The 12,656-nt window shown below is 44.8% G+C and carries 11 protein-coding genes and 1 tRNA gene; 9 read left to right on the forward strand and 3 right to left on the reverse strand.

Annotated elements, in window-relative coordinates; genetic code table 11:
• Positions 1-4: 4 nt before the first annotated feature.
• Positions 5-220, reverse strand: a complete 216-nt coding sequence (locus IP510_RS07370; RefSeq protein ID WP_021815097.1) for a hypothetical protein — start codon at positions 218-220, stop codon at positions 5-7.
• A gap of 122 nt (positions 221-342) precedes the next feature.
• On the opposite strand from IP510_RS07370, the gene IP510_RS07375 reads away from it, so the two are divergent.
• Entirely contained in the window at positions 343-573 is a 231-nt protein-coding gene (locus IP510_RS07375) for a helix-turn-helix domain-containing protein (protein WP_194364113.1), read from the forward strand.
• 476 nt (positions 574-1,049) lie between these two features.
• On the opposite strand, the gene IP510_RS07380 is transcribed toward IP510_RS07375, so the two are convergent.
• Positions 1,050-1,124, reverse strand: a tRNA-Gly gene (locus IP510_RS07380).
• A gap of 261 nt (positions 1,125-1,385) precedes the next feature.
• Between IP510_RS07380 and IP510_RS07385 the strand changes: the two genes are divergently transcribed.
• The 3 genes from IP510_RS07385 to IP510_RS07395 all read left to right on the forward strand — a co-directional run bounded on the left by IP510_RS07385 (position 1,386) and on the right by IP510_RS07395 (position 5,701).
• Positions 1,386-3,056, forward strand: coding sequence for an alpha-keto acid decarboxylase family protein (locus IP510_RS07385; RefSeq protein WP_194364114.1), 1,671 nt, complete (start codon positions 1,386-1,388; stop codon positions 3,054-3,056).
• 207 nt (positions 3,057-3,263) lie between these two features.
• The gene (locus IP510_RS07390; protein ID WP_320154187.1) at positions 3,264-3,599 is read left to right on the forward strand and encodes a GlpM family protein; all 336 of its coding nucleotides are present in this window, start codon (positions 3,264-3,266) and stop codon (positions 3,597-3,599) included.
• Between the two features lie 308 nt (positions 3,600-3,907).
• Positions 3,908-5,701, forward strand: coding sequence for a potassium/proton antiporter (locus IP510_RS07395; protein WP_194364115.1), 1,794 nt, complete (start codon positions 3,908-3,910; stop codon positions 5,699-5,701).
• A 34-nt stretch (positions 5,702-5,735) separates the two neighbouring features.
• Here the strand turns inward: IP510_RS07395 and IP510_RS07400 are convergent, their stop codons facing one another.
• Positions 5,736-6,638: a LysR family transcriptional regulator gene (locus IP510_RS07400; protein ID WP_227669559.1), complete on the reverse strand. Its 903-nt coding sequence runs from the start codon at positions 6,636-6,638 to the stop codon at positions 5,736-5,738.
• 184 nt (positions 6,639-6,822) lie between these two features.
• Between IP510_RS07400 and speB the strand changes: the two genes are divergently transcribed.
• The 5 genes from speB to IP510_RS07425 all read left to right on the forward strand — a co-directional run bounded on the left by speB (position 6,823) and on the right by IP510_RS07425 (position 12,617).
• Entirely contained in the window at positions 6,823-7,791 is a 969-nt protein-coding gene (gene speB, locus IP510_RS07405; protein ID WP_194364116.1) for an agmatinase, read from the forward strand.
• A gap of 137 nt (positions 7,792-7,928) precedes the next feature.
• Positions 7,929-9,275: a purine-cytosine permease family protein gene (locus IP510_RS07410; RefSeq protein WP_194364117.1), complete on the forward strand. Its 1,347-nt coding sequence runs from the start codon at positions 7,929-7,931 to the stop codon at positions 9,273-9,275.
• The gene (locus IP510_RS07415; protein ID WP_194364118.1) at positions 9,272-10,072 is read left to right on the forward strand and encodes a carbon-nitrogen hydrolase family protein; all 801 of its coding nucleotides are present in this window, start codon (positions 9,272-9,274) and stop codon (positions 10,070-10,072) included. The genes IP510_RS07410 and IP510_RS07415 overlap by 4 nt, the downstream gene beginning before the upstream one ends.
• Positions 10,069-10,812: an MBL fold metallo-hydrolase gene (locus IP510_RS07420; protein ID WP_194364119.1), complete on the forward strand. Its 744-nt coding sequence runs from the start codon at positions 10,069-10,071 to the stop codon at positions 10,810-10,812. Before IP510_RS07415 ends, IP510_RS07420 begins: the two co-directional genes overlap by 4 nt.
• A gap of 92 nt (positions 10,813-10,904) precedes the next feature.
• The gene (locus IP510_RS07425) at positions 10,905-12,617 is read left to right on the forward strand and encodes a 5-guanidino-2-oxopentanoate decarboxylase (RefSeq protein WP_227669560.1); all 1,713 of its coding nucleotides are present in this window, start codon (positions 10,905-10,907) and stop codon (positions 12,615-12,617) included.
• Positions 12,618-12,656: the final 39 nt, after the last annotated feature.

The raw sequence follows: 12,656 nt of genomic DNA on the forward strand, positions 1-12,656 counted from the left end.
AAACTTACTGTAAAGCCATACCGTTGATCGCACTCATGACAGGCTTACACATATCTTCTTCGATACGCTCCCAAACGTACAAAATCTTGCGACCGCCAAAAGGACGAATGTAATGGATGTTTTCAATCAAAACAGTGTCCTTAAGTTGGTTACGGATAGTACGTGCATCGTATTTGATACGATCGGCTAATTCTTGAGTAGTGAGATAAGTCTGTGACATAATAGTTCTCCATGTGAAATAAATTTACTATTAGTGAATGATTAGTTATCACTAATGAGTACATATTATCTATAAATATTATCACTTGCAAGCACTTTTTTATCACTTTAGGGATTTTGTAAATGATTAAGCTTAATTTACCTGTTTTATTTGCACAAAGAGGCATCCGTGTAGCTGATGCTGACAGGATGTCTAAACTAGGAAGATCTACTTTGTATCGAATGTACAATAATGAAGTCACTAGAATAGACTTTGATTCATTAAATGAGCTTTGTAAGCTTTTAGATTGCACACCCGGCGATATTATCCTCTATGAAGAAGATTGTGAGGAAGGGGGTTCAGAAGAAAGTTAGAATGCTTATTAGAATAGTTCTTTGGAGTGTCTCGGGAATCATCAAGCTTAGCGCTGATAAATATTCTACTCGTCCTTATTGTTTTCAAATATCAGGTTGTGGTCGTTACTGTTTAAACGACAATTAATTTTGGATGTTATAAAGCTAAAATTCATTTTAGAGAAATTAGACCTCTGAAAAACACGTTTTTTGTTGAATTGAGGTTGGGTTCAAAAATCATCATAGTGCCAAATTTACTAGGTTAGGTGTCATGATGGTTTTTTAGCCAAAAATAGCTAGGTTGTGGTCAGTTATGTATGTGAGGTTTTAGGGCAGGGCACAGTTTGGGCACCAAATGGGCACCGTCATGAAAACGGGATTTTTATTTGAGTAGTTATACTTAACTATATTCAAAAAGATATTTCGATAAATCTTCTACAAGCCCCGAAAATTAGACAAAAAAAAGCCTCACTGTTAAGTGAGGCTTTTTAAGTATTTGGAGCGGGAAAAGAGATTCGAACTCTCGACCCCAACCTTGGCAAGGTTATGCTCTACCACTGAGCTATTCCCGCTAATTATCAATTAACTATCGTCAGTTGATGATGGCGTATTATACGCAGTTTTTTTGGTGTGTCAACACCCAAAACGAAAAAAACCAAAGTTAATAAAATAGGCGTTTTCTAAGGCCGTGTATGTATGTTATAACGGTTTATTATGATATGTATTCCAAAAGCTTTGTATTGCATAAATAAGCTGGGATACATTTCATAATTTAATCTTAAATCACATTCACAATTATTAATGCTTATAAAGATAAGTCATAGGGATATACAATGAGTCAACACTATACCATCGCCGATTATTTGTTTGATCGTGTCGCAGAAGCAGGTGCTTCTGAGATATTTGGCGTACCTGGTGATTTCAACTTAACTTTTCTAGATAATGTGCTAGCCTCTGATAAGCTACGCTGGGTGGGTAATACCAATGAGCTAAATGCAGGTTATGCAGCTGATGGCTATGCTCGTGAGCGTGGGTTTGCGGCTATGGTCACGACTTTTGGTGTGGGTGAGTTGTCTGCGATTAATGCGACGGCAGGCTCTTTTGCAGAGTATGCACCAGTACTTCATATCGTGGGCGCGCCAAGTACGGCAGTGCAAGACTCAAAACGCCGTATTCATCATTCGCTTGGTGATGGGGTGTTCAATCATTTTATTAAGATGGTTGAGCCAGTAACTGTGGCACGGGCACAGCTTACACCAGAAAACGCTGCCTCAGAGATTGACCGTGTCATTCGTCTGATTCTTAAAAAACACCGCCCTGGTTACTTATTGTTATCGCCTGATGTGGCAAAAATGCCAATTTATCCACCAACGACTAAGCTGATTGATAGCCAAGAAGATATTACCAGTCAAGCAGCACTGGCGGATTTTAAAAAAGCGTTAATAGAGTTTTTGCCAAACAAGACCACGACGCTGATGGCAGATTTGATGGTGCATCGTTTAGGGCTGCAAAATCAGCTCAAAGCACTCATTGCTGATACCGATATTCCTTATACTACGCTGTCTTGGGGTAAGACATTACTCGATGAAAACAGCGAGCGCTGGGCAGGGACTTATGCAGGGGTTGCTTCACGTCCTGTCGTCAAAGATGCGGTAGAGAACTGCGAATGTCTGATCAAAATAGGGGTGCAGTATACCGACACCACCACCGCAGGATTTAGCCAAGATATCAACGAAGATGCCGTAGTAGACTTGCATTATGAACGGGCTTCTATCAGTGGTCAAAACTTTGCACCGATTGCCTTGAAGGACGCGCTGCAAGCGTTGCATGAAGTCATGACCTCTGGTATCAATATCGTGCCAAAGGTCTTTTGTGAGCCGGTCAACCCACATGAGCAAAATGGCAAAGATGATGAAGCCATCCGCCAAGACGATCTTTGGCACATCATTGCTGATCGCTTAGACCACAACAACTTGGTGTTTTCTGAACAAGGAACGGCCTATTTTGGTATCAGTGATGTGCGTCTACCAGAAGGGGTGACGTCATATGGTCAGCCGATGTGGGGATCAATTGGCTATACCTTGCCAGCCAGCCTAGGCGCTGCTATTGCCTCGCCAAACAAGCGCAGTGTTTTATTGATTGGTGATGGTTCAGCATTATTGACCATTCAAGAGATAGCGGTGATGATTCAAGAGCGTATCAACCCAGTCATTGTCCTAATCAATAACGATGGCTATACGGTAGAGCGTGCGATTCATGGTGAAAACCAATACTACAACGATATTCCTAAATGTGACTGGCAGATCATGCCGCAAGCATTTGGTGCCACCAAAGAAAACAGTCTCATGCTGAAAGTCGAAACCGCAGGAGAACTCAAAGCGGCGTTTGATACGGCCGCCGCCACCACCGATAAGCTTATTATGATAGAGGTCATTGCCGATAAGCATGATATTCCGCCACTGCTTGCCGACATCAGCGCTGCACTAAAACCAAAATCCGATTAAACAATGCGCAGATAAAACAATGCGCAAATAACACAGACAACAGAATCAAATCACCCCATCTAGCATATTGTTAGGTGGGGTTTTTTTGGTATCTTTACTATATGAATGAATTAAACCAATATCGCTCTTACGTCTGTCTACAGACTTTAGTATCATGGCGGATTGGGCTACGTTCAGCCTTTATATTCAATAGGAGATGGACCCGACGTGATTTGGTTAAAAATGCTTATCGGCGCATTGATGGTACTGGCGATTCAATTATTCGCCCAAACCCGATTTTTTTATTTGGCTGCACTTGCGCCACTATTTCCCACATTTACGTTAATCAGCCACTTCATCGTCGGCACTGAGCGTAGTCCTGCTGATTTAAGAGTAGCACTAATATTTAGCATGCTCGGTGTCATACCGCATTTGATTTATACCTTTGTGGTGTTTTTCAGTATTGGCTATATGAGCTTATATAAGGCTTTACTATTGGGCGTCGTCGCTTGGATGATAGCCGCGGCTATCTTAGTACTGACATGGCAATACATTCAAGCTTAAGCATTCAGGCTTAGATTAGCTGATACAGATGACAATTATCGTTGAATAAAAGTTGACGTTTACATGAGGTAGTACAGACAGCTTTCATCTATGAATTGATATGATTTGGCTAAAATATCTTTTATAAAATTTGATAGTAGGTGTTACGCTTGGCAGTGTCCGATTGACCATCGCGGATAGGCGCTTATCTGGTGTGATATCTACTGACAGTGCGACAACGTAAATTTTTTTTGAATCAAGTAATATCTCACTCATTATAAATATAACCACAAATATAATCACGATAACGACAAAATAGGGCTTAAAAAATGGATACCTTAAATATCCTCTACTTGGTAGGCGCGATATTAATTTTTGCCAGTATTATGGCAAGCACCTTATCAGCACGTTTGGGTGTACCTTTGCTATTGCTGTTTTTGATAGTGGGCATGCTGGCAGGTGAGCAAGGTATCTTGGGTATTGAGTTCTCGCAATACGCGTTAGCCAATTTTGTTGGACAGGCAGCCCTTGCCTGTATCTTGTTAGATGGTGGTTTACGCACCTCGTTTAAGTCGTTTCGCGTCGGACTCAAGCCCGCGATTACCTTAGCCACATGGGGTGTCTTGGTCACGGTGATGGTGCTTGGGGTATTCGTCACTTGGTTGCTCGATGTCGACTGGCGTTTTGGGTTGCTGATGGCTGCCATCGTTGGTTCGACTGATGCGGCAGCAGTATTTTCTCTATTACGAAATGGCGGCGTCAAACTCAACGATCGTGTCCAAGCCACGCTTGAGCTAGAGTCTGGTGCCAATGATCCGCTGGCCATTTTATTGGTCACGGGTTTGATTGCGCTCAATGTTGATCCTGATGGTCAGACAGTATTTGGCTTCCTCGTTTTGCTGGTGCAGCAGCTAAGCTTTGGGCTAGGAATGGGCCTACTGTTTGGGTATTTTCTATCTCGGCTACTACCAAAAATCCATTTGGCAGAAGGCATGTATGCAATCTTAATCCTCTCTGCAGGCTTGGCTGTTTTTGCCGCGACCAACCTAATAGGCGGTAGTGGGTTTTTGGCGGTATATCTTACTGGTGTCTTAATCGGTAACCATAAAGTGCGCTCGACTGAGCATGTCATGCGAGTGATGGACAGCTTTGCTTGGCTATCACAAGCGGTACTGTTTGTCGTATTAGGGCTATTGGTCACGCCGTCAAATGTGCTAAATGTTTGGCATTATTCGGTGGCCATTGCCGCCTTTATGATTTTTGTCGCTCGCCCCATCGCTGTCTACACGAGCGTCAAACCCTTTAAGTTTAAAGACAGAGAGATTGGGTTTATCTCTTGGGTCGGTCTGCGCGGTGCCGTGCCTATTACGCTTGCTATCTTGCCCGTCATGGCGGGGATAGATAATGCCTTTATGTTGTTTGATATCGCCTTTGGCGTCGTAGTACTATCGCTAATTTTGCAAGGTACGACCATCCCGACGATGGCAAATTTATTTAGAGTACGTATTCCAACCAATAAAGATCCTAAAGAAGAGCATGAAGTATGGGTATCAGATAAGGCAAGTATCACGCTATATGAGTTTGAGGCAAAATCTGGCGCATTTGCAATTGGTCGACACCCAAAAGGCATCTCTAAGAGCATCAGCTCTAATGAGATCAGTGTCTTTGCATTGGTGCGTGGTCAGCAGATCGTGGTCGTAGATGAGAATACCAAACTGAAATTTGGCGATAGTGTTTGGTATGCGATGAGAGGCAATCATGCTAGCAAAATTGCCAAGATTTTTAATGACACTACCCTAGATCGTAAGGCTATTGATGACTTTTATGGCGATTGGTTGCTATCACCCAATGTTAAGCTTGGGGATTTGCCATTTTTTACGGAAGCAATGACATCTGAAACACTGGTAAAAACCTTAAAGACGACAGACGAAGACCTTGCAAAAAATATGTGGGAGCAGACGGTCGCTGAATATGTGACATCACATTTGGGTACAGCGCCCGTCTCAGGCGATACAGTCGTGATAAGTAATGAATGGTCATTGGTTATCAAAGAAGTAGATGACAAAGGTAAGCTCAGAAACATTGGTCTAAAATACCAAGAGCCTGTAGCAGTTACATCGTAATATCAGTAGTTTTTAGGGCGTGTACAAACACGCCCTATAGCAGATTCATCATTTTATTCAAAAAATCAGCGATGTGTTTGTGCTGGTTTTCTCGGTATGCCCAGTGGTGCTCGACAGCATAACTGGCTTCCTCTCGCAGTAGAACTTTCATTAGTCCCATTTTCTCATAACGGGCTGCCAGATCACGAGGTAGATAGCCAACATGGTGACCGGCTAGAATCAACTGTGCGGTTGCCTCCATATGATATGTGGTGGCACTCAAGGTTTTGGGGCGCACATGATGGATGCTGACATCAGTGATATAGCCTCTTTTTATCCAAGGATGGTTTTGTTCTAAGTCCTCTAATGTCAAACCTTCTGCATTATAAAACAACCGATGCTCGCGTCCGCAGCACACGACCTGTCTTTCTACAAAGGCGGGCTTAAACGTCAGTAGCGGTGGAAAGCTACCAAAATAACCAACGCCAATATCGCTTTCATTACTGAGCAGTTTCTCTAACATGCTTTCAGGGCTTTGCACGTCGATAGAAAAGTGTATCAATGGGTTATTACGGTAGCTGTTAGCAAGCCGTTGTCTAAGCACGTCATAAAAAAAGTTGGGCATTTGATCGGTTAGGCACAGTCTGATATGGCCGCCATGAACGGAGTCTAGTTGCTGAATATAATGCAGCTGATGTTGGAAATTGGCGACTGACTCAGTAAAGGCGACGCAAGCCTCATAAACCGCTGCGCCATCCTCTGTCAGCTTAAACCCTGCGCGACCACGATGACATAATGTCATGCCCAGCCGATCTTCTAAATGCGTTAAATGACCGCTGATTACTGAAGGTGTGACGTTTAGGCGTGTCTGCGCGGCTGTCACCCCTTGACAGTCTACAATAGCCATAAAGCTACGCAGCGTTTTTACGTCTATTTTTATCAACTCATCTAATATCAAGAACCATCCTCCAATAAATACTCTGTTCAACAAACTTCTGCTAATAACGTATAAGTCTGTTTTACTACGAAAAACCAGAAGTTTACTTCTGAATTTTACCATGGTTCATGCGCTTATATTTATGTATTGTCAATGGCATGTAGCAAATTGTGTACTTAAACCAAATAGAACAAGGAAGTAATGTATGAGCTTCAATCAACCACTCAGCGGTAATGAGATGCCAAGATTTGGCGGTTTCGCCACTATGATGCGCCTGCCAACCCAAGCAGATGCCGAAGGGTTAGACGTGGCGTTTGTTGGCGTACCTTTAGATATTGGTGCATCGAACCGTAGTGGCGCAAGACTAGGCCCAAGACAGATTCGTGATGAATCAAGAATGATTCGTCCCTACAACGTGGCCACACGCGCCGCACCCTTTGAGTCACTACAAGTTGCTGATATCGGCGATGTTCCTATCAACACGTTCAACTTGCTAAAAAGCGTTGATATCATCGAAAAATTCTATACCGATAAAATCGTCAAACATGGCGCGATTCCTTTAACACTGGGCGGCGACCATACCATCGCATTGCCTATTCTACGTGCCCTTGCCAAAAAACATGGCCCTGTCGGTATGGTACATATCGATGCTCATGCTGATATCAATGATGATATGTTTGGTGAAAAAATCGCTCATGGTACACCGTTCCGCCGCGCGGTCGAAGAAAACCTCATCGACGGTAATCGTGTGGTACAAATTGGTCTGCGCGGTACAGGCTATAGCGCAGAAGAGTTTGATTGGTCAACCCAGCAAGGATTTCGCGTGGTACCTGCTGAGGAGTGCTGGTACAAGTCATTGGCGCCGCTCATGGCAGAAGTTCGCGAAAAGCTAGGCGATGGCCCTGTCTACTTGAGCTTTGATATCGATGGTATCGACCCTGCGTTTGCACCAGGTACGGGTACTGCTGAGATCGGTGGTCTAACATCTACTCAAGGTATCGAAATCATTCGCGGTATGCGCGGTCTTGATGTGGTTGGCGGTGATTTGGTAGAAGTATCGCCACCTTATGACCCATTTGGCAACACCTCTGTACTGGCTGCAAACTTATTGTTTGAGATGCTATGTATCCTGCCGGGCGTACGCTATGACGATAAGGTCAAAGCAGTTTATTAAGCGCAGCTGCTTATTGGCTAGATTTGACGAGTAGGGCAGTTATCCAAGTACCGTATATGAGTGGATAGCTGCATGGACATGGTCACCAGTGTTCTTGAGTTGCTGGTATGAATATAATTCGGTTAAGGAAGACCCCGATGAGTAAACCTTCTTCATTTTTTGGTCAAGATACACTCTCCCCCAATGAGGCTGGACACAGTCTAGGATCGATTGGTACGTTTGCACTATGGTTTGGTGCCAATATCGTCGTGACGACTATTTTAACGGGAATGTTATTAGTACCTGACCTACGGTTTACCACGGCTATCACCACCGTACTCATTGGCTCGTTGATCGGGGCAATCCCGCTGTTGTTGGTTGGTTTGATGGGTCAGCGTACAGGTCTCCCCTCTATGGCACTGACGCGTAGAGCTTATGGACCATTTGGCAGTCAGCTGATCTCAGTAGTGAATATGGGCGTACTGATTGCGTGGAGTTGTATTCAGGCGCTGCTGGCTGGTATGAGTCTCGACTATGCGATCGAAACCACCACAGGTTATAGCAATCTGCCGCTATTTGTTATTTTGTGCGAGACGGTCGTGGTGCTGATCGTGCTACGCGGTCACCTGGGCATTGAGCTTGTCGAACGCTGGGCAGCATTGGCCATGGCTGCGCTTACTGTCATAGTGCTCTATCAACTTAACCAACATTATGACGTTTCAACATTGTTTGAGATGCCTGTTGAGTCGCGTAATGGAATCACCTTAGGTATCGCCTTTGACATAGTCATCGCCACCGCCTTTTCTTGGATGTCTTCGGCAGCCGATTATAATCGCAATTGCAAGTCCCCAAAAGTTGCCATATGGGGAACCTATTTTGGTTATATCGTAGCAGCCATTGTTGCTATGGGCTTGGGCGCTACGATCTCAGGTCTGTCTATCATGTATGGCATGGAGCAGACTTACGATCCGACACGTTTGCTCGCTGACTTTGGCTTTGGTTTGCCAGCAGCATTGGTTATTTTCTTCTCAGTAATGACCACCAATGTCATGGCAGTTTATAGTGCAACGCTTTCATGTATGAACATCAAGCCTAATATGAGCTTTTGGAAACCTGCTTTGATCATTGGTCTGGTCACTATCTTTGGGGCGCTAATTCCAGGTATTTTAGATCAATTCCAAAACTTTTTGTTAGTTGTAGGTGCGCTATTCATCCCAGCATTCTCTGTCATGATTGTCGATTATTACCTTGTCGGTAAAGAAGGCTATACGGCAAAGCTGCTCGATGCCACTCATCAGTTGGGACGTCCTACCGCAAAGATTGCTATCGGTGCTTATATAATTGGTGCGGCTCTTGCTGCTTACTGGACTTTAATCGCTCCACCATCTTTTGGCGCTTCATTGCCTGTCTTTATCATCACGGGCGGACTCTACTGGTTAGGTGTCACTTTATTTACCCGTCCTAGTAATGCGATTGCTGCAGCTCAAGAGGAGCGGTCATTATGAAACTGATGGTTGCTCAAACCAATCCTCTATGGGCTGAAGTTACGGCCAACCTAGAAGCTTTAGAGTCGCTTTGTCGCCTAGCAGTAGAGGCAAAAGTAGATCTGCTCGCATTACCAGAGCTTGCATTCACAGGCTACAATATCTTTGAACGTCTCGATCACTTAGCGGAAGCGATCGACGGCCCAATCGTCACTGAGGTTGCTAGGTTGGCTAGTAAGTACAATTTACACTTATTGTTCGGGCTTGCTGAACGGCGACTGGGTGGCGAATTGAGCAATTCTGCCATCCTCATAGACGATAACGGGCAGCATCTCGCGACTTACGATAAGCGTCATTTGTGGGATCGTGAACACCAGTTCTTTACAGCAGGTAAAAAGTCCTGCGTGGTCGATACTCGTTTTGGCAAATTGGGATTGATGATTTGTTATGACAACGAGTTTCCAGAGGTGGCAAGAGAGCTGGCTCAAGCAGGCGCACAAATTATCCTGTCACCGACAGCAAATATGCTGCCAAATTCAGAGCGTCAAGTATTACAAATACGCGCTCGAGCCATGGACAATCAATGCTTTGTCGCTTGTATCAATCGCTCAGGCGAGGAAGGTGCATTGCATTATTGTGGCAGTAGCATCATCGCCGGTCCCGATGGTGAGGTGCTCGGCAGACTTGGCTTAGCGGCTGGCACCGTGATAGTAGATATCGATCTCGCCCGTATTGATGAGAGTCGTACGCACCAAGACTATCTTAAAGACCTGCGTGTTCTTAAGGATACGCATGTTGTTAATGGAGCAGACTCATGAGTGAGAATTCATTACCACGTATTAAACCAGAGAACTGGTATCGAACCACCACGCTCAGCGATGGTATTACGCTCATCGATGAACCATGGATCAAGCCGTTTTTTCGTTGTAACTTGTGGCACGTGCGAGGGAGTGAGCGCGATTTATTAGTAGATTTCGGGTTAGGTGCTGTACCATTGCGCCGCCATGTTGCTTTGCTCACAGATCGCGATATCGTTGGCGTTGCCAGTCACACCCATTTTGACCATATTGGTGCTGCGAGCGAGTTCGACTGCTGTCATGTCCATTCTGCTGAAGCCCATATTCTCGCTGAACCAGACAATGCCCGTACTTTAGCGGATATGTTTGTCAATGACGAGATGTTTGACGCACTACCGCCTGAGCCTTATGCCCATTGTGGCTATAAAATCGTTGCTCCAGCAAAAATCATGCAACTGGAAGATGGCGACATGATTGATTTAGGCAATCGTCAATTTGAAGTGATCCACACACCCGGTCACTCTCCAGGTGGCATTGCTTTGTGGGAAGCTGCCAGCGAAACGCTGATTTCTGGCGATCTTATCTATGACGGTCCATTAATCGAAGATACATGGCACAGCAACATGTCTGACTACGCCAAGAGTATGCGACGCTTAAATGCACTGCCGGTGCGTATCGTTCATGGCGGCCACTTTCCTAGCTTTTCAGGTAAACGCTTAAATTTGATGATTGATGATTGGTTACGGCACCATGACTTGTAATTTGTCGCACTTGAGAATGATTAAAAATAAATAACTACTGTAAATAAAAAGCTTAACCCAATACTTATTAAAATTTTTAGGATGACTGACCTATGACCCAATTAATGCAAATGCCTGACTCATCGCCTGTTAATGCTCTTGACAACACCTCTCTGACCTGTGGCGAGCTGCTGGTACAGTGGCTAGAGTATTATGGGGTAGAGACGGTGTTTGGTATCCCTGGTGTGCATACGGTCGAGCTGTATCGCGGTCTACCTAATACCAATATTCGTCATGTGACACCGCGCCACGAGCAGGGCGCTGGGTTTATGGCTGATGGCTACTACCGTGCTTCTGGAAAAATCGGTGTGTGTTTTATTATCACAGGCCCTGGCATGACCAATATCATGACAGCGATGGCGCAAGCATTGGCTGATTCGATACCGATGCTGGTCATCTCTAGCGTCAATAAAGTTAAAGACACTGGCAGCGGTGAAGGGCATTTGCATGAGCTGCATGATCAGCAGGGCATGGTCAGTAAAGTAGCACTCACTAGTAAAACCATCTGGCAGCCTGAATCGCTACCGAAAGTCATCGCAGAAGCTTTTGCTTTATTTAATGGTGCACGTCCAGGGCCCGTACATATTCAATTGCCTATTGACATCATCACCGCTGATGCTAGTCATGTTGATAAACCACCTACAAAAACTCATACAGAGACGTTAACGCTATCACAGGTCACAAGACCACTGCCGAATCCTACGCAATTAGATCTCATCGTACAGTCATTAAAAACCGCGAAAAACCCTGTAATACTTTATGGTGGCGGCTGTGTCGATGTCGACCACGATGCACAACGATTAGCAGAACTGATAGATGCACCAACATTTTTGACGATTAATGCCAAAGGTCTACTACCACCTAGTCATCCGTTAAGTCTGGGTAGTAATCAGTCATTAGACGCAGGCCGCGCCGTTATTACAGAAGCAGACTGGGTGTTAGCGATTGGGACTGAGCTTGGTGAGACTGACTATGATGTGTTCTTTAACGGTGGGTTTAAGATAAATGGCACATTGGTGCGTATCGACTGCGATGCTCAGCAATTGCAGCGTCCCTTTATCGCCGATATTGCGGTATTGTCCGACGCACAGATGGCGATTAGTGGTTTATGTAGTCGCTTAAAAGGTCAGGCATTCGATCATCAAGCGCTGTCACGAGTGAATGAGGCAAAACAAGCATTATTAAACAATGCGACGCCGGACTTTGCAGGTCAAAATGCTCTACTTAAACTGATTCGTGATGAGGTAGAAGACGTCATTTTCGTTGGTGATTCAACGCAACCTGTCTATAGCGGCAACCTTGGTCTTGAAGCCTTAGCGACGCGTAAGTGGTTTAACTCGTCGACAGGTTTTGGCACATTAGGCTATGGTCTGCCTGCTGCTATCGGTGCCATGATTGGCTCGAATCTACCAGTAGTCAGCCTAATGGGTGATGGTGGTATTCAATTTACGATTGCTGAGCTTATCTGTGCAGCCGAGCTTGAGCTCCCATTGATTATTTTATTATGGAACAACCAAGGCTACGGTGAGATTCGCCGTTATATGGAGGAGGGCGGTTTACCCCTGATCGGTGTCAATATCAAAACACCTAACTTTGAGCCATTAGCGGCAGGATTTGGCGCAGGTTATCGCAGAATCACCGACAAGCAGCAACTGCTAGACGCATTGAAAACAGATATCAATGGCAAGCAGCCTTTCATCTATGAAGTTGACGAAGCCGATGACTTTCTCAAAGAGATGGGCAAGACGATGACCTATTTTAGTTAAGCGTACAGACACACCCAAATTCAAGGCTGGTCATTCAAG

The organism is Psychrobacter sp. NG254, assembly GCF_015277735.1.
GTDB lineage: Bacteria > Pseudomonadota > Gammaproteobacteria > Pseudomonadales > Moraxellaceae > Psychrobacter.

Coding starts and splice junctions, on each gene's coding strand:
- IP510_RS07370 (WP_021815097.1), bottom strand. CDS start 220: ATGTCACAGACTTATCTCACTACTCAAGAATTAGCCGATCGTATCAAA.
- IP510_RS07375 (WP_194364113.1), top strand. CDS start 343: ATGATTAAGCTTAATTTACCTGTTTTATTTGCACAAAGAGGCATCCGT.
- IP510_RS07385 (WP_194364114.1), top strand. CDS start 1,386: ATGAGTCAACACTATACCATCGCCGATTATTTGTTTGATCGTGTCGCA.
- IP510_RS07395 (WP_194364115.1), top strand. CDS start 3,908: ATGGATACCTTAAATATCCTCTACTTGGTAGGCGCGATATTAATTTTT.
- speB (WP_194364116.1), top strand. CDS start 6,823: ATGAGCTTCAATCAACCACTCAGCGGTAATGAGATGCCAAGATTTGGC.
- IP510_RS07410 (WP_194364117.1), top strand. CDS start 7,929: ATGAGTAAACCTTCTTCATTTTTTGGTCAAGATACACTCTCCCCCAAT.
- IP510_RS07415 (WP_194364118.1), top strand. CDS start 9,272: ATGAAACTGATGGTTGCTCAAACCAATCCTCTATGGGCTGAAGTTACG.
- IP510_RS07420 (WP_194364119.1), top strand. CDS start 10,069: ATGAGTGAGAATTCATTACCACGTATTAAACCAGAGAACTGGTATCGA.
- IP510_RS07425 (WP_227669560.1), top strand. CDS start 10,905: ATGACCCAATTAATGCAAATGCCTGACTCATCGCCTGTTAATGCTCTT.